Below are 16,365 nucleotides of genomic sequence, written 5' to 3'. Positions count from 1 at the left end.
TTCCGCAGTGACACGACGAATCTCCTCCAGTGGGAGTCGTCTTTTACAGGATTATTAACGGGAAAGTTTTTGGCATACCACATGCCAGAATGTCAAGCTGGCTATTTTTTGCGGCGTTCCAAGCAATGCTGCAGCTTGACAAGTTGGCTTCTGGCATACCAAATGCCATCGCCAGCCATTTTTGATCCACGGCGGCGGAGTAGTCTGGCGCTTATGCCGCTCCGTTCCGCGGAATGGAACAGAGCGCGGCGAATGGCAAGCATCACGGGCAGCCGCAAAACCACGCGCGCGCTTTGAAAAGAACGAACTGAGGTCAAGGGAGAAGCCACATGTCCAATTCCAAAGAAGCCGTCCGCAAGGTGCTTGACCAGGTCAAGGCGGACAACCGCACCAGCCTGACGGCCCCGGAAGGCAAGCTGGTCTCCGACGCCTATGGCATTCCGGTGCCGAAGGAGGGCGTGGCGAAGTCGGCGGGCGAGGCCGGCAAGATGGCCTCGTCGATGGGCTTCCCGGTCGTGATGAAGATCGTCTCGCCGGACATTCTCCACAAGACCGAAGCCGGCGGCGTCATCGTCGGCCTCAAGACCGCCGAAGATGCCGAGAAGGCCTATGAGACCATTCTCGGCAACGCCAGGAAGTACAAGGCCGATGCCAAGATCGACGGCGTCCAGGTGCAGCAGATGCTGGCTGGCGGCACCGAGGTCATCGTCGGCTCGATCACCGACGGCTCGTTCGGCAAGCTCGTCGCCTTCGGCCTCGGTGGCGTGCTGGTCGAGGTGCTCAAGGACATCACCTTCCGCCTCGCGCCCGCGACCAAGGAAGACGCGCTCTCGATGCTCGACGGCATCCAGGCGCACGAGATCCTGAAGGGCGTGCGCGGCGGCGAGCCGGTGAACCGCAACGCCCTCGCCGATGTCATCGTCAAGGTCTCGCAGCTCGTCACCGATTTCCCTGAGATCGTCGAGCTCGACCTCAATCCTGTGTTCGCGACGGCGAAGGGCGCGACCGCCGCCGACGTGCGCATCGTCGTCGACTTCGCCTATGTGCCGAAGCCGAAGCCGCGCCCGACCGAAGAGATTGTCGCGGCGATGAGCCGCATCATGCAGCCGAAGGCGGTCGCCGTGGTCGGCGCCTCCGCCGAGGACGGCAAGATCGGCAATTCCGTGATGAAGAACCTCATCAACGGCGGCTACAAGGGCGACATCTACCCGATCCACCCCAAGGCCGCCGAGATCCTCGGCTACAAGGCCTATAAGAGCGTCAAGGACGTGCCTGGCGTGATCGACACGGCGGTGTTCGCGATCCCCGCGAAGTTCGTCGCGGCGGCGCTCACCGAATGCGGCGAGAAGAAAATCCCGGGCGCGGTGCTGATTCCGTCGGGCTTTGCGGAGGCCGGTGCGCCCGAGCTGCAGGCCGAGATCGTCGAGGTCGGCAAGAAGTACGACATCCGCCTGATGGGGCCGAACATCTACGGCTTCTACTATACGCCCGCTAATCTCTGCGCGACCTTCTGCACGGCTTACGACGTCAAGGGCCACGCGGCGCTGTCGTCGCAGTCGGGCGGCATCGGCATGGCCATCATCGGCTTCTCGCGCTCGGCCAAGATGGGCGTCTCGGCCATCGTCGGCCTCGGCAACAAGTCCGATATCGACGAGGACGATCTGCTCGCCTTCTTCGAGCAGGATCCGAACACCAATTTGATCGCGCAGCACTGCGAAGACCTCAAGGACGGTCGCGCGTTCGCGGAAGCCGCCAAGCGCGTCTCCAAGAAGAAGCCGGTCGTCGTGCTCAAGGCCGGCCGCACCTCGGCCGGCGCCAAGGCGGCCTCGTCGCACACCGGCGCGCTCGCCGGTAACGACAAGATCTACGAGGACGTCCTGGCGCAGTCCGGCGTGATCCGGGCCCGCAGCTTGCGGCAATTGCTCGAATTCGCCCGCGGCGTGCCGGTGCTGCCCACGCCGAAGGGCGAGAACGTGCTGATCATCACCGGTGCGGGCGGCTCCGGTGTGCTGCTGTCGGACTCCTGCGTCGACAACGGCCTGTCGCTGATGTCGATGCCGGCGGATCTGGATGCGGCCTTCCGCAAGTTCATCCCGCCGTTCGGGGCTGCCGGAAATCCTGTGGATATCACCGGCGGCGAGCCTCCGATCACCTACGTCAACACGGTGAAGCTCGGCCTCTCCGATGAGCGCATCCATTCGCTGATCCTCGGCTACTGGCACACCATCGTCACGCCGCCGATGGTGTTCGCCCGCAACATGGTCGAGGTGAAGAAGGAGATGGAGGCGAAAGGCTTCGTGAAGCCGATCGTCGCCTCGCTCGCCGGCGACGTCGAGGTCGAGGAAGCCGCCGAATATCTCTACCAGAACGGCATTCCGGCCTACGCCTACTCGACCGAGCTGCCGGTCGAGGTCCTCGGCGCCAAGTACAAATGGGCGCGGGGGGCAGGGCTGCTCTGAGACGTTGATGTTCGCCTCTCCCCGCACGCGCGGAGAGGCCGGAATTTGCGCAGCAAATTCCGGGTGAGGGGGACTCTCCGCGAGTCTGACTGCTGCCGTCCTTGCGGAGGCTCCCCCTCACCCTGACCCTCTCAGAGCGAGCGGAGCTCGTCTCGGCCCCGCAAGCGGGGAGAGGGGAAGAAGAACGAATGCAGGTCGCGATGAGCAAGAACGTGATCCGGCGCAAATCGCTCGAGCCTCGATCGGCATCGGAGGCCGATAACGACACGCGCGACGGCGGCGTGCAGTCCGTCGATCGCGCGCTGTCGATCCTGGAAACGCTGGCCGAGGACGACGAAGGCTATCGCCTCAGCGATCTGGCGGTGCGCACCGGCCTGTCGGCTTCCACGGTGCACCGCCTGCTGGCGACGCTGGAAAGCCGCCGCTTCGTGCAGTTCGACCGCGCCGAATCCAAATGGCACGTCGGCTCGCGCGCCTTCACGGTCGGCGCGAGCTTCGCGCGGCGGCGTAATTTCTCCACGCAGGCGATTCCTTACTTGCGCAAGCTGCGTGATCTCACCCGCGAGACCGCCAATCTCGCCGTGGTCGACGATGAGTTCATCATCGTGCTGACCCGCATGGAGAGCCGCGAGATCATGCGCTCGCTGACCCAGGTCGGCGGCCGCGTTCCCATGGTGACGTCGGGCGTCGGCAAGGCCGTGCTCGCAACCTATTCCGATGAGGACGTCGGCGCCGTCATCCGCCATCACGGCATGCCCCGGCTGACCGAGAAATCGATCGTGCGGCCGAGCGACCTGTTCAAGGAGCTCGAAAAAATCCGCAAGCAAGGTTTTGCGCTCGACGATGAAGAGGCCTGCATGGGGCTGCGCTGTATTGCCGCAGTGGTCTACAACGACTGCGCCGAGCCGCTCGCGGCGATTTCCGTCTCAGGCATGACCAGCCGCCTGACCGACGACAGGCTGCCGGAGATTGGCCAAATCGTGCGCGAGGTCGCCGGCGAGCTGACGGTCGCGCTCGGCGGGGTGATGCCGATACCGCGCTAATTGGGGAACCCGGGCACTGTCGCTGGACAGCATCGGCCGTTTTGGCTGATATGCGACCAAACGACACAATGCGGCAAACGTCCGCATGAGCCTGGAGAGCGTCCTTATGTTCCAATTTTCCGCGCGCCTTGCCGGCGCAGCCGTCGCGCTGACCCTTGCGGCAGCGACGCCGTCCCTTGCCCAGCAGCTCGAGCTCAAGCTGATGGCGCCGGCGGCCCCGGGCGGCGGCTGGGACCAGACCGCGCGCTCCATGCAGCAGGCGCTGGTGGCCGCGGGCGTCGCGCGCAGCGTGCAGGTCACCAACGTTCCCGGCGCCGGCGGCAGCGTTGGCATCGCCCAGTTCGTCAATGGCGCCAAGGGCGACGGCAACCAGCTGATGGTCAACGGCTTCGTCATGGTGGGCGCGCTCGCCATGAACAAGTCGCCGGTGACGCTCGAGCAGGTGACGCCGATCGCGCGCCTCACCGAGGAAATCCAGGTAATCGTGGTTCCCGCGAATTCGCCGATCAAGACCGCGCAGGATCTGGCCGCCGCGGTGAAGGCCGATATTGCCAAGGTGACTTTCGCCGGGGGCTCGGCCGGCGGCGTGGACCACGTGATGGCGGCGTTGTTCGCCGGCGCGGTCGGTGCCGACGCCAAGAAGATCAACTACATCCCGTTCTCCGGCGGCGGCGAGTCGCTGGCTGCGATCCTCGGCGGCAAGGTCACCGCGGGCATTTCGGGCCTCAGCGAATATGAAGGGCAGATCAAGTCCGGCAAGCTGCGCGCGATCGGCGTGACCTCGGAGAAGCGCATCTCCGGCAGCGACATCCCGACCTTCAAGGAACAGGGCATCGACCTCGTGATCGCCAACTGGCGTTCGGTGGTGGCGCCTCCCGGCATCACGCCGGAGCAGCGCAAGACCTTGAGCGATGCGGTCGAGAAGATGGTGAAGTCGGACGCCTGGAAGGAAATCCTCAAGCAGAAGGGCTGGGAAGACGCCTATCTCGGCGGTGACGCCTTCGCCGACTTCCTGAAGAAGGAAACCGTGCGCGTCACCGACGTGCTGAAATCGGTCGGCCTGGTCAAGTCATGACCTCGGGCGATCCGGCCCAGCCGCCGCGGCGCGTCGATCGCGCCGGCATCGTCATCGCTGCACTGCTCGCAGGTCTCGCTGCGTTGCTGGTCTTCGACGCCCGCGGCCTGTCATCCACCGCGATGTACGGCATGGGGCCCGAGGCGATGCCGGTCGTAGTCGCCAGCGGCCTCGCGCTGCTCGCGATCGGCAATTTCATCGACGCGCTGCGCGGCAATTTGCCGGCGCGCGAGAGCGCCGATCCGGTGCCCGTGGTTCTGATCCTCATCGGCCTTGCGCTGCTGATCGCCATCATCGGCTTTGGCGGCGGCTTCATCCTGGCAACGTCGGCGCTGTTCGTGACGACGTCGGCCGCCTTCGGCCGCCGCGCCATCCTGGTAGATTCCATCATCGCCCTCGTGATGTCGACCCTGATCTATCTCGCGTTCGACCGGCTGCTCACGCTCAGCCTTCCGACCGGCCCGCTGGAGCGACTGCTGTGATGGACACTTTTGCCGCGCTGGCCCACGGCATGGCGGTCGCCGTTCAGCCGATGAACCTGCTTTACGCGCTGATCGGTGTGTTCCTCGGCACTGCCGTGGGCGTGCTGCCCGGCATCGGCCCCGCGCTGACGGTCGCGCTGTTGCTGCCCGTCACCTATAAGCTCGACCCCGGCGGTTCGCTGATCATGTTCGCCGGCATCTATTATGGTGGCATGTATGGCGGCTCGACCACCGCGATCCTGATCAACACGCCCGGCGAGAGCGCCTCGATGGCGACTGCGCTCGAAGGCAACAAGATGGCCAAGGCCGGCCGCGGCGGGCCGGCGCTTGCGACATCCGCGATCGGCTCCTTTGTCGCCGGAACCATCGCCACCATCGGTCTGGCCTTCCTCGCGCCGTGGCTGGTCGATTTCGCCGTGCGTTTTGGCCCCGAGGATTACTTCGCGCTGATGTGCGTCGCCTTCGTCACGGTGTCCGCGACCTTCGGCGATTCCCCGATCCGCGGCCTGACCAGCCTGTTCATCGGCCTGACGCTGGGCCTCGTCGGCATCGACAAGCTGACCGGACAGGCGCGGCTTGCGTTCGGCGTTCCTGAATTACTCGACGGCGTCGAGGTGACGACGCTGGCGGTTGGCCTGTTCGCGGTCGGCGAGGCGCTCTACGTCGCGTCGCGCCGCCACCACACCGAGGAAAAGCTCGAGCCGGTGCGCGGCTCGCTGTGGATGACCAGGGAGGACTGGAAGCGGTCGTGGAAGCCGTGGCTGCGCGGCACGATGTTCGGCTTTCCGATCGGCGCGCTGCCGGCGGGCGGGGCGGAGATCCCGACCTTCCTGTCCTATTCGACCGAGAAGCGGCTGACGAAACACCCCGAAGAGTTCGGCAAGGGCGCGATCGAAGGCGTCGCGGGGCCGGAAGCCGCCAACAACGCCTCCGCCGCCGGCACGCTGGTGCCGCTGCTGACGCTCGGGCTGCCGACCTCGGCGACGGCAGCGATGATGCTGGCGGGCTTCCAGCAATACGGCCTCAACCCGGGACCGCTGCTGTTCGCCGAGCGGCCTGACCTGGTGTGGGGCCTGATCGCCAGTCTGTTCATTGCTAATTGCATGCTGCTGGTGCTGAACCTGCCGCTGGTCGGCCTCTGGGTGCGGCTGCTCGCGATCCCGCAGCCGTGGCTCTATGCCGGCATCCTCGTGTTCGCGACCATGGGCACGATCGCGGCAAAGCCGTCGGTGGTCGAATTGTCGATGCTGGCCGGCTTCGGCGTGCTCGGCTTCCTGATGCGCCGGTTCGATTTTCCAATCGCGCCCGTCGTGGTCGGCCTGATCCTAGGCCCGATCGCCGAGAGCCAGTTGCGCAGGGCGCTCGCGATCAGCCTCGGCGATCCCATGGCGCTGGTGCAGAGCCCGATCTCGGCGACGCTGCTGGCGCTGGCCCTGATCGCGCTGCTGGCGCCGTTTGTGCTGAAGGGGCTGGGCCGGTTCAAAGCGACCGAAGATTAGCGGAACTCGCCACGCGGCACGTTTGCCCAGTGCGTAAGCAAAGGTGCCGCTTTATTTGAATTGCCCCCGTCGGCCTGCGGGGGCGATCATCGTTGGACTGTCCAATCGCGAGAGTCCCCATGACCAAGCTGACCCGTTTCACCGTCGCGCCGCTGCACAGCATGACCCGGCGCCTGGCCGACGTCGCTTCCGCTCGCCTCGCGCCAGATTTGGTCATCACCGGCGCGCGGGTGCTCTCGACCTATTCGGAACGCATTCATCCCGGTCGGGAGGTCTGGATCACCGGCGGGCGCATCGCGGCGGTGAAGCCATCAGGTGCGGCGAAGAAAGTCTGGCCCAGCGTGCCGCTCTACGATGCCGCTGGCGGCATCGTCGCGCCGGGCCTGGTCGATCCGCACATCCACATCGAATCCTCGATGGTGACGGCCTGCGCCTATGCCGAGGCCGCGCTGCTCAACGGCACCACCACGATCTTCTGCGACAGCCACGAGATCGGCAATGTCATGGACGTCGCCGGCGTCGAGGCGATGCTGGAGGACGCGCGCGAGGCGCCGCTCTCGATCTTTTTGACGGTGCCGAGCACGGTGCCGGCAACGTCGGCCGAATTGGAAACGGCCGGCGGTGATCTCACGCCGGACAAGATCGCCGGCCTGTTCGACCGCTGGCCCGAAGCCGTGGGGCTCGGCGAGAAGATGGATTTTGTCCCGGTCACGATGGGCGACGAGCGCAGCCACGCCATCCTCGCGGCCGCCTTGAAGCGGGGACGTCCGGTATCCGGCCACGTCTACGGCCGCGAATTCGTCTCGGCCTATGCGGCGAGCGGTGTCAGCGACACCCATGAGGCGATCGAGCGCGACATCGCCGACGATCTGCTCGATGCCGGTGTTTGGGTATTCCTGCGCGGCGGACCGCCGACGACGCCATGGCATTCGCTGCCGCAGGCGATCCGCACCATCACCGAGCTCGGTGCGTCGCACAAGCGCACGGCCGTGTGCACCGACGACCGCGACGCCGACGATTTGCTCATGTTCGGCCTCGACTGGGTGGTGCGCGAAGCCGTGAAGGCCGGGATGTCACCGGAGCAGGCCTGGTCGATGGGCTCGCTGCATGGCGCTACGCGCTTCGGCATGGATGGCGACATCGGTGGCCTCGGTGGCGGCCGCCGCGCCGACCTCGTGCTGATGGACGACCAGCTCAAGCCACAATGCACCTGGTATGGCGGCGAGCTCGTGGTCGAGAACCGCAAGATCACCGGGCTGCTCGATCAGGCGCTGTCGCACCGCTATCAATATCCAAAGGCGGCTTACGCGACGGTGAAGCTGCCGAAGAAGGTCAAGCTAACGCCGGATCTGCCCTCGAAGGCCTGCACCGTCAATGCGATCAAGACGGCGCTGCCGGGCATCACGCTGATCCATGACAAAGTCGCGATCGAACCCGCCAAAGACTGGCCGTCTTTGTTCGCGCGCTACGGCCTCTGCTTCGTCACGGTCATCGAGCGCCACGGCAAGTCGTCCGGCAACGTCGCTTATGGACTGCTGAAGGACTTTGGCCTCAAGCGCGGCGCGGTCGCCTCCAGCGTGGGGCACGACAGCCACAACATCATTGTCGCCGGCACCAACGAGCCCGATATGCAAGTCGCGATCGCGGCCATCAAGGACCTGCAGGGCGGCGTCTGCGTCGTCGCCGACGGCAAGGTAAGGGCGCTGGTCCCGCTGCCGATCGCGGGGCTTCTCTCGGACAAGCGCGTCACGGAGGTGGCCGAAGAGGTCAAGGCGCTGAAGAAGGAATGGGCCGAGGCCGGCTGCACCATCCCCTACATGGGCTTCAATTTGATTCCGCTATCGGTCATTCCGGAAATTCGCATCACCGACAAGGGCCTCGTGCTGGTGCCGCAGATGGAGCTGGCGCCGCTGTTCGAGTGATCCGCGTTTCACGCGACTCTCGATCTAACCGCTTGAGACGCCCAAGATTTTTCCGCGGCTGCCACATCGTGGAAAATAAAATCGATCTCGTTGAGATCGCATCACGCGCACCCGATGATCTCGCTCGCTGACTTGAACCGAGCGAGGTCCGATATGGCGAAGATGCGAGCTATCGATGCTGCCGTGCGAATTCTGGAAAAGGAAGGCATCTCCACCGCTTTCGGAGTTCCCGGGGCCGCGATCAATCCGCTTTACTCGGCGCTGAAGAAGCGCGGCTCGATCCACCACATTCTGGCGCGGCATGTCGAGGGTGCCTCGCACATGGCAGAGGGCTATACGCGCGCCAAGGCCGGCAATATCGGCGTCTGCATCGGAACCTCGGGGCCGGCTGGCACCGACATGATCACCGGGCTCTATTCGGCGATCGCCGATTCCATTCCGATCCTCTGCATCACCGGGCAGGCGCCGCGGGCGCGGCTCTACAAGGAGGATTTTCAGGCCGTCGACATCGAGTCGATCGCAAAGCCCGTGACGAAATGGGCCGTTACCGTGCGCGAGCCGGCGCTGGTGCCACGCGTCTTCAGCCAGGCGTTTCATGTCATGCGCTCGGGCCGGCCCGGGCCGGTGCTGATCGACATGCCGCTCGACGTGCAGCTGGCCGAGATCGAGTTCGACGATGAGACCTATGAGCCGCTGCCGGTCTACAAGCCCGCTGCCACGCGAAAACAGGTCGAGAAGGCGCTGGAGATGCTCAACGCCGCCGAGCGTCCGCTGATCGTCGCGGGCGGCGGCATCATCAACGCCGATGCGTCCGACCTCCTGGTCGAATTCGCCGAGATCGCCAACGTTCCTGTGGTGCCGACGCTGATGGGATGGGGCGCGATCCCCGACGATCACGTGCTGATGGCGGGCATGGTCGGCCTTCAGACCAGCCACCGCTACGGCAACGCCACCATGCTTGAATCCGACTTCGTGCTCGGCATCGGCAACCGCTGGGCCAACCGCCACACCGGCTCGGTCGAGACCTACACCAAGGGCCGCGCCTTCGTGCATGTCGACATCGAGCCGACCCAGATCGGGCGCGTGTTCAATCCGGATCTCGGCATCGTCTCGGACGCCAAGGCCGCGCTTGAGCTGTTCGTCAGCGTCGCCAGGGAGTGGCGCCGGTCAGGCAGGCTGCGCGAGCGCCAGGCGTGGCCCGCGGCCTGCCGCGATCGCAAGAAGACGATGCTGCGCAAGAGCCACTTCGACAACGTCCCGATCAAGCCGCAGCGCGTCTATGAGGAGATGACCAAGGCCTTTGGTCGCGACACCTGCTACGTGACCGTGATCGGCCTGTCGCAGATCGCCGGCGCCCAGTTCCTCGGCGTCTACAAGCCGCGCAACTGGATCAATGCCGGGCAGGCGGGGCCGCTCGGCTGGACACTGCCCGCCGCGCTCGGCGTGCGTGCGGCGTGCCCGGATCGCGACATCGTCGCGCTCTCCGGCGATTACGACTTCCAGTTCCTGATCGAGGAGCTCGCGGTCGGGGCGCAGTTCAATCTGCCCTACATCCACGTCGTCGTGAACAATTCTTATCTCGGCTTGATCCGCCAGGCCCAGCGCGGCTTCGAGATGGACTATCACGTCCAGCTCTCCTTCGAGAACATCAACGCGCCCGAGATCGGCGTCTACGGCGTCGACCACGTCGCGGTCGCCGAAGGCCTCGGCTGCAAGGCGATCCGCGTCACCGATCCGAAGGACGCGCAGGCCGCGTTCGCGACCGCGCGCGAATTGATGGCCAAGCACCGCGTGCCCGTGGTGGTCGAGTTCATCCTCGAACGCGTCACCAACATCGCGATGGGCACGGAGATCGACAACATCGTCGAGTTCGAGGAGGTGCTGGACCTGCCGCTCGACGAGGTGGAGCGGGCGCGCCCAGGCGTGCTGCAGCCGGCGGAATAGGGAAGGACCTCATCATGCCGAAATTCGCCGCCAACCTCACCATGCTCTTCAACGAGATGCCGTTCCTCGACCGCTTCGCAGCGGCGAAGGCGGCGGGCTTTTCCGGGGTCGAGTATCTCTTCCCCTATGATTTCGACAAGGCGCAGCTGCGCGAGCAGCTGGAAGCCCACGGCCTGACTCAGGTGTTGCACAATCTGCCGGCCGGAAATTGGGCAGGGGGCGAGCGCGGCATTGCGATCCTGCCCGATCGCACCGCTGAATTCCGCGACGGCGTGTTTCGCGCCATCGACTATGCCAAGGCGCTCGATTGCGAGCAGCTCAATTGCCTCGTGGGTATTGCACCTGTGAATGCCGATCCGCGCGAACTGAACGAGACGCTGGTGGGAAATTTGCGCTTTGCGGCCTCGACGCTGGCGCGCGAGAACATCAAGCTGCTGGTCGAGCCGATCAACACGCTCGACATTCCCGGCTTCTTCCTCAACGGCACCGAGCAGGCGATGCAGCTGATCTCCGAGGTGCGGTCGAACAATTTGTTCGTCCAGTACGACATCTATCACATGCAGATCATGGAGGGCGATCTCGCCCGCACCATGCAGGAATATCTGCCTGAGATCGCGCACATCCAGCTCGCCGACAATCCGGGCCGCCACGAGCCCGGCACCGGCGAGATCAACTATCCCTTCCTGTTCCGCCATCTCGACGCGATCGGCTATCGCGGCTGGATCGGCTGCGAATACAAGCCGCGCACCACGACGCTGGAAGGGCTGTCCTGGCACGCCGCGCAGACCTTTGAGACCTGAGAACGCACCCACAGCGACGGTGCGCTCCCTCTCTCGCTTGCGGGGGAGGGCTGGGGTGGGGGTATCTCCGCGAAAAGATTCGATCGAGATGCGCTGAAAGACCCCAAGCGGATAGAGCCCCCACCCGGCGCTACGCGCCGACCTCCCCCGCAAGCGGGAGAGGTGCACCGAGCTTGTGGATCGACTTGGCCTAAATCTGGAGGAATGAGACATGACCAACATCGGCTTCATCGGACTTGGCACCATGGGACGGCCGATGGCCGGCCATCTCCTTAGCGCTGGCCATCGTGTTCTCCTGCACGATGTTGCGCCGGTTGCGGCTGAGCTGATTTCCGCGGGCGGCATCGCCTGCAAGTCGGCCAAGGAAGTCGCGGAGGGCGCGGATGCCGTCATCATCATGGTGCCGGATACGCCGCATGTCGAAGCGGTGCTGTTCGGCAAGGATGGTGTTGCGAGCGGTATCTCGAAAGGCAAGATCGTCGTCGACATGAGCTCGATCTCGCCGCTGGCGACGAAGGAGTTCGCCAAGAACATCGAGGCGCTCGGGGCGGATTATCTCGACGCGCCGGTGTCGGGCGGGGAGGTCGGCGCCAAGGCGGCGAGTCTCACCATCATGGTTGGCGGGCCGGAGCGGGCCTTTGGCACCATGAAGCCGGTGTTCGACAAGATGGGCAAGAACGTCACTCACGTCGGCGCCAATGGCGACGGGCAGACGACGAAGGTTGCCAACCAGATCATCGTCGCGCTGACGATCGAGGCGGTGAGCGAGGCGCTGTTATTTGCATCCAAAGCCGGGGCCGATCCGGCGCTGGTGCGCAAGGCGCTGATGGGCGGCTTTGCCTCCTCGCGCATCCTCGAAGTGCACGGCGAGCGCATGGTGAAGCGCAATTTCGATCCTGGTTTCCGCATCGAGCTGCACCAGAAGGATCTCAATCTCGCGCTCGAGGGCGCGCGCACGCTCGGCCTGTCGCTGCCGAGCACGGCGGTGGCGCAGCAATTGTTCTCGGCCTGCACCGCGCATGGCGGCAAGGGCTGGGATCATTCCGCGATGGTGCGGGCATTGGAACTGATGGCAGGCCACGAGATCGCGGCGGCCTGAACTGTTACGCGGTAACACTCTCCAGTTTTGAAGCCTCTTCGCCACGGGGGAACCGGAACAATGCTCCGGCCCCGCGGTTGAAGGCGCAGGACAATCACTGGAGACAAAACAACATGAAAACCCGTCTTGCGATTACGTTGGCTGCAGCGTCGCTGCTGGCGTCGAGCGCAGCCTTTGCTCAGTCGACGACCGAACAAGGCGCCAGGGACGGCGCGCGTGCTGGTGGCGACATCGGCGGACCGATCGGCGCGATGGTTGGCGGCACCGTTGGTGCGGCCGTCGGAGCCGGCCTCGAGATTCCGAATGCGGTGCTGGGCGGAATCCCGCGGAGTGACTCCGTCGTGGTCGAGGAGCGCGTCGTGGTGGGCGAGCCGTTGCCGCCGACCGTGGTGCTCCGCCCCGTGCCGAACTACACCGAGTATCGCTATGCGGTCGTGAACGATCGCCGCGTGATCGTCGAACCGCGCACGCGTCGCGTCGTCAAGATCATCGACTGATCCAGGCCGACCACAGGCGTGGAGAGAAAAGGGCCCTGGGGAGTTCTACTCCGCGGGGCCTTCGCTTGCTGCAGAGGGGCTTGCGAGAAAGCGTGTCACAACCCAATCGGTGATCGCCGCGAGCGCAAAGCCAAGGCAGGCCGTCAGCGCGTCGACCAGAAAGTCCTCCAGCCGGGCGTGGCGTCCGGGTGCCCAAAATTGCATCAGTTCGAGCACGCCAATCAGGACGACTGCGGCCCCCGCGCCCAACAGGCGCCGCCGCGGATAGGCAAGGCCGAAGGCCAGCCCCACCAGGATGAATGCGAGAGCGTGTTCGCCGTCCTGGCCGAGGTCGGAATGGGGCCGCAGGCCAGGGGGACCGAGGGTGGCGAAAGTAACGGCGGCCGCGAGCAGCCAGGCAAAGGAACGGATCAAAATGGACATCCGGTTCGCTTAGCACAGATTGGCAGCGGGCCGGTACAGTCCCTCCATCAGATCGCTGTGTGGTTAATGACAAAAATTTAAAGCGGCTCGCGCACGCCGAGCCCGTGCATGAAGCGCTCCCGGATTTGTACGGGATCGCGCCTTGTGGTGCCGACGCCCGGCTTGTCGTCGATGCGGACCGCGATCAGGCTCGGCTCGGCGGCGGACATCGCCGCATCGACCAGGCGCTCGAAATCCTCCTCGTCCGCAGCCCAGGCGCTATTCGCAAGGCCGGAGCCTGCTGCGATGGCAACGATATCCGCGACGCTGGCCGCGGGTGTCGGCTGTGCGCCGGTAATCTGATAGATGCCGTTGTCCATCACGATCATGATGAGGTTCTTCGGCTTCAACGTCGCGATCGTCGAGAGCGCGCCGAGCTGCATCAACAGCGAACCATCGCCTTCGAGCGCGAAGACGCGGCGGTCGGGCTGCGCCAGCGCCACGCCGAGCGCGATCGGGAAGGCGAGTCCCATGCTGCCCAGCATGTAGAAATTCTGCGGGCGATGCCCGGCGGCCCAGAGGTCGAAATTGGTGTTGCCGATGCCGCCGATCACGGCTTCCTCGTGCTTGAGCTTTGCGATCAGGCGCGAGGTCACATCGAACCGGTTCATCACCTTGGTATTGCCAGTGTTCATGGTGGCGCTCACTTGTCGAAAACCTTGCCGCCGGTGAGCAGCGGGTTGAGGATCAGGGCCACCGGCGCCTGTGTCGTGACGGCCTGCTTGATCGAACGGTCGGCGATGAATTCGAGCTCGTCGAGCCGGGTGATGGTGTGGTGCTCCAGCGCCAGCGAATCCAGCACCGGACGCATGGTGCGGCAGACCAGCGACTGGCCGTAGTTGAACTCGCCGAGCGTGCCGCGCTCGGACACGAACATGATCAGCGGGATCTGGTAGGGCACCGCGAGCGAGGCGAGCACATTGGCGAGGGTGGCGAAGCCGGAGGTCTGCATCAGCACCGCGCCGCGCCGCCCACCCATCCAGGCGCCCGAGACGATGCCGACGGCTTCCTCCTCGCGGGCAGTGGCGAAGGTGGTGAAGAAAGGATCGGCGTGCAGGTTCTTGATCAGGGGCGTCAGCACCCGGTCGGGCACGTAAGGAATGAGGCTGATCTCGTTGCGCTTCAGGGTTTGCAGGACGATGCCGTGCCAGCTCTGGTCACCGGACGCCTGTCCCTGCGTCTGCTGTTCCGCAATCGCCATTGCGTTCTCCCTTGGCGTATTTTCTTGGGCCGCGCATGCTTCTTGGTTCTGGCCGTCGCGGCGATCGGTCGAACTTGACGGAGCAGGCGGGATTGTCAACATGTCCGGGCCGCACCGTGATCTGCGCTGGACGGCCTGCCGCGGTCGGCGCCGCCATGTCATAAGCGGCGACAACGAGAAAACGGGAGGGGGCACGGACGGGCGCGCATCGCGCTGACCTTGCGGATCTCCCTGGAGAGCCGGAAGGGTCCTGATGTCCGTCAACAGCAAGCGCGTCTTCTACTCCAATTATTTGGCCAATCCGATCTATGTCGACATCCTGAAGGCGCGGCCCGACGTCCGGCTCGACCGCATCGAGAACGGGAGTCCCGAAGATGTCTACGCACCGATCCTGAATGCGGCGCACGTTTACCAGATCGGAGCCGCCCGGGACGAGCTCGCCCCGCATTTCCATGTCGATGCCACCTTCCTGAGGCGGACGCCGAACCTGCTGCTGGTCTCCAGCAATGGCGCGGGCTTCGACCCTGTCGACGTCGAGGCCTGCACGGATGCGGGCGTGCTGGTCGTCAACCAGTCCGGCGGCAATGCCCATTCGGTTGCCGAGCACGCGCTGGCGATGATGCTGACCTTGTCCAAGCGCATCATCCAGTCCGACCGCCGTCTGCGCCGCGAGCGCGACGTCAACCGCAACGATCTGGTCGGCAACGAGGTCGAGCACAAGACCGTCGGGATCATCGGCCTCGGCAATGTCGGCCGCCGCATCGCCGCGCTGTGCAAGGGCCTGCTCGGCATGAAGGTGCTGGCCTACGACCCATATTTGTCGGCCGAGGTGATGGCCGAGCGAGGCGGAGAGAAGGTCGAGCTGGACGAGCTGTTGCGCCGCGCCGATTTCGTTTCGATCTCCTGTCCGCTCGACAAGGGCAGCCGCAACATGATCAGCACGCGCGAGTTCGGGCTGATGCAGCCGCATGCGTATTTCATCACCACGGCGCGCGGCTTCATCCATGACGAGGATGCGCTGCTCCAGGCCCTGCGCGACAAGCGCATCGCCGGTGCCGGCCTCGACGTCTGGTCCAAGGAGCCGCCACCGCCGGAGCATCCGCTGCTCCAGTTCGACAACGTGCTGGCGAGCCCGCACACCGCGGGAGTGACCATCGAAGCGCGGCAGAACATGGGGCGGATCGCGGCCGAGCAGGTGCTGGACACGCTCGACGGCAAGCGCCCGCCGCGCATCATCAATCCCGAGGTCTGGCCGCGTTATGCGGAGCGCTTCAAGCAGGCTTTTGGCGTGACGCCGGCGTAGGGCGCGAAGGCTCAGCGCGCTCCGATCATTGGTTACCACGACGGAAAGGCAAAGCGCCGCATCTTATCGAGCGGGTAAGTGAACGCGTATCACTTGTCCTGTAGTTGAAAGTCCATGAGCATATTTTCGATTGCGACATCCGGACTTTCGGCGGCGAGTTTGCGCGTGAACGTGGCCGCGAGCAACATCGCGAATGTTCAAACGACCGGCCCGCTGCCGGGGTCGGGCGGGTCGAGCCCGTCGGCCGTTACAGGCAGTCCGGGCATTGCTCCGACGTTTCCTGCGGCTTACGTGCCATTGCGCGTCGATCAGGTCGACCAATCGAGCCGCTCGACGCCGGGCGGCACGATCGCGAAGGTGTCGACGGTATCGCCGAGCTATACCGCGCAATCCGACCCAAGCGCTCCCTTCGCAAACCAGGATGGGCTGGTCGCAGCGCCGAATGTCGATATCGCCAGCGAATTCGTTCAACTGGCGGCCGCCAAGTACAGCTTCATTGCCAATGCGAAAGTCATTCAGGCTTACGCGGAAACGACAGAGTCGCTTCTCGACATCACCACATGAGGGCGGACTGCCGCC

Annotated in this window: 15 protein-coding genes; 12 read left to right on the top strand and 3 right to left on the bottom strand. The window is 64.9% G+C overall.

Going from position 1 to position 16,365, the window contains the following annotated elements; all coding sequences use genetic code 11:
* The first annotated feature begins 329 nt into the window (after positions 1-329).
* The 10 genes from BM190_RS15960 to BM190_RS15915 all read left to right on the top strand — a co-directional run bounded on the left by BM190_RS15960 (position 330) and on the right by BM190_RS15915 (position 12,820).
* The gene (locus BM190_RS15960; RefSeq protein ID WP_092256423.1) at positions 330-2,459 is read left to right on the top strand and encodes an acetate--CoA ligase family protein; all 2,130 of its coding nucleotides are present in this window, start codon (positions 330-332) and stop codon (positions 2,457-2,459) included.
* 200 nt (positions 2,460-2,659) lie between these two features.
* A complete protein-coding gene (locus BM190_RS15955) occupies positions 2,660-3,502 on the top strand; it encodes an IclR family transcriptional regulator (protein ID WP_177237117.1) in 843 nt (280 codons plus the stop codon).
* A 106-nt stretch (positions 3,503-3,608) separates the two neighbouring features.
* On the top strand, positions 3,609-4,577 hold the full coding sequence (locus BM190_RS15950) for a Bug family tripartite tricarboxylate transporter substrate binding protein (protein ID WP_092256416.1): 969 nt from the start codon (positions 3,609-3,611) through the stop codon (positions 4,575-4,577).
* Positions 4,574-5,059 carry a tripartite tricarboxylate transporter TctB family protein gene (locus BM190_RS15945; RefSeq protein WP_018315869.1) on the top strand — a complete coding sequence of 162 codons (486 nt, stop codon included), beginning with the start codon at positions 4,574-4,576 and terminating at the stop codon, positions 5,057-5,059. The genes BM190_RS15950 and BM190_RS15945 overlap by 4 nt, the downstream gene beginning before the upstream one ends.
* Positions 5,059-6,558, top strand: coding sequence for a tripartite tricarboxylate transporter permease (locus tag BM190_RS15940; RefSeq protein WP_092256412.1), 1,500 nt, complete (start codon positions 5,059-5,061; stop codon positions 6,556-6,558). Before BM190_RS15945 ends, BM190_RS15940 begins: the two co-directional genes overlap by 1 nt.
* 119 nt (positions 6,559-6,677) lie before the next feature.
* A complete protein-coding gene (locus tag BM190_RS15935; protein ID WP_092256403.1) occupies positions 6,678-8,480 on the top strand; it encodes an adenine deaminase in 1,803 nt (600 codons plus the stop codon).
* 153 nt (positions 8,481-8,633) lie between these two features.
* On the top strand, positions 8,634-10,424 hold the full coding sequence (gene gcl / locus BM190_RS15930) for a glyoxylate carboligase (RefSeq protein ID WP_092256400.1): 1,791 nt from the start codon (positions 8,634-8,636) through the stop codon (positions 10,422-10,424).
* Between the two features lie 14 nt (positions 10,425-10,438).
* On the top strand, positions 10,439-11,224 hold the full coding sequence (gene hyi / locus BM190_RS15925; protein ID WP_092256397.1) for a hydroxypyruvate isomerase: 786 nt from the start codon (positions 10,439-10,441) through the stop codon (positions 11,222-11,224).
* A gap of 211 nt (positions 11,225-11,435) precedes the next feature.
* Complete coding sequence (locus BM190_RS15920; protein WP_092256392.1) at positions 11,436-12,323, top strand: 2-hydroxy-3-oxopropionate reductase; 888 nt, start codon at positions 11,436-11,438, stop codon at positions 12,321-12,323.
* A gap of 113 nt (positions 12,324-12,436) precedes the next feature.
* Positions 12,437-12,820, top strand: coding sequence for a DUF1236 domain-containing protein (locus BM190_RS15915; protein WP_018315876.1), 384 nt, complete (start codon positions 12,437-12,439; stop codon positions 12,818-12,820).
* Positions 12,821-12,865: 45 nt separating this feature from the next.
* Here BM190_RS15915 and BM190_RS15910 read toward each other — a convergent pair whose 3' ends face one another.
* The 3 genes from BM190_RS15910 to BM190_RS15900 form a co-directional block, all read right to left on the bottom strand.
* A complete protein-coding gene (locus BM190_RS15910; protein WP_092256390.1) occupies positions 12,866-13,243 on the bottom strand; it encodes a VanZ family protein in 378 nt (125 codons plus the stop codon).
* 77 nt (positions 13,244-13,320) lie between these two features.
* Positions 13,321-13,917, bottom strand: a complete 597-nt coding sequence (locus tag BM190_RS15905; protein WP_177237101.1) for a thiamine pyrophosphate-dependent enzyme — start codon at positions 13,915-13,917, stop codon at positions 13,321-13,323.
* An 8-nt stretch (positions 13,918-13,925) separates the two neighbouring features.
* A complete protein-coding gene (locus BM190_RS15900) occupies positions 13,926-14,483 on the bottom strand; it encodes a thiamine pyrophosphate-binding protein (protein WP_018315879.1) in 558 nt (185 codons plus the stop codon).
* Between the two features lie 253 nt (positions 14,484-14,736).
* Between BM190_RS15900 and BM190_RS15895 the strand changes: the two genes are divergently transcribed.
* Both BM190_RS15895 and BM190_RS15890 read left to right on the top strand, forming a co-directional pair.
* Positions 14,737-15,786, top strand: a complete 1,050-nt coding sequence (locus BM190_RS15895; protein ID WP_092256383.1) for a hydroxyacid dehydrogenase — start codon at positions 14,737-14,739, stop codon at positions 15,784-15,786.
* A gap of 114 nt (positions 15,787-15,900) precedes the next feature.
* On the top strand, positions 15,901-16,350 hold the full coding sequence (locus tag BM190_RS15890) for a flagellar basal body rod protein FlgC (RefSeq protein ID WP_092256379.1): 450 nt from the start codon (positions 15,901-15,903) through the stop codon (positions 16,348-16,350).
* Positions 16,351-16,365 lie beyond the last annotated feature (15 nt).

The sequence above is a fragment of the Bradyrhizobium sp. Rc3b genome, assembly GCF_900114915.1.
GTDB lineage: Bacteria > Pseudomonadota > Alphaproteobacteria > Rhizobiales > Xanthobacteraceae > Bradyrhizobium.
The sequence above is the reverse complement of the archived record's forward strand: the minus strand, read 5'-3'. Positions and strand labels throughout refer to the sequence as shown.

Coding starts and splice junctions, on each gene's coding strand:
- BM190_RS15895 (WP_092256383.1), top strand. CDS start 14,737: ATGTCCGTCAACAGCAAGCGCGTCTTCTACTCCAATTATTTGGCCAAT.
- BM190_RS15955 (WP_177237117.1), top strand. CDS start 2,660: ATGAGCAAGAACGTGATCCGGCGCAAATCGCTCGAGCCTCGATCGGCA.
- BM190_RS15910 (WP_092256390.1), bottom strand. CDS start 13,243: ATGTCCATTTTGATCCGTTCCTTTGCCTGGCTGCTCGCGGCCGCCGTT.
- BM190_RS15890 (WP_092256379.1), top strand. CDS start 15,901: ATGAGCATATTTTCGATTGCGACATCCGGACTTTCGGCGGCGAGTTTG.
- BM190_RS15940 (WP_092256412.1), top strand. CDS start 5,059: ATGGACACTTTTGCCGCGCTGGCCCACGGCATGGCGGTCGCCGTTCAG.
- hyi (WP_092256397.1), top strand. CDS start 10,439: ATGCCGAAATTCGCCGCCAACCTCACCATGCTCTTCAACGAGATGCCG.
- BM190_RS15950 (WP_092256416.1), top strand. CDS start 3,609: ATGTTCCAATTTTCCGCGCGCCTTGCCGGCGCAGCCGTCGCGCTGACC.
- BM190_RS15900 (WP_018315879.1), bottom strand. CDS start 14,483: ATGGCGATTGCGGAACAGCAGACGCAGGGACAGGCGTCCGGTGACCAG.
- gcl (WP_092256400.1), top strand. CDS start 8,634: ATGGCGAAGATGCGAGCTATCGATGCTGCCGTGCGAATTCTGGAAAAG.
- BM190_RS15915 (WP_018315876.1), top strand. CDS start 12,437: ATGAAAACCCGTCTTGCGATTACGTTGGCTGCAGCGTCGCTGCTGGCG.
- BM190_RS15920 (WP_092256392.1), top strand. CDS start 11,436: ATGACCAACATCGGCTTCATCGGACTTGGCACCATGGGACGGCCGATG.
- BM190_RS15935 (WP_092256403.1), top strand. CDS start 6,678: ATGACCAAGCTGACCCGTTTCACCGTCGCGCCGCTGCACAGCATGACC.
- BM190_RS15905 (WP_177237101.1), bottom strand. CDS start 13,917: ATGAACACTGGCAATACCAAGGTGATGAACCGGTTCGATGTGACCTCG.
- BM190_RS15960 (WP_092256423.1), top strand. CDS start 330: ATGTCCAATTCCAAAGAAGCCGTCCGCAAGGTGCTTGACCAGGTCAAG.
- BM190_RS15945 (WP_018315869.1), top strand. CDS start 4,574: ATGACCTCGGGCGATCCGGCCCAGCCGCCGCGGCGCGTCGATCGCGCC.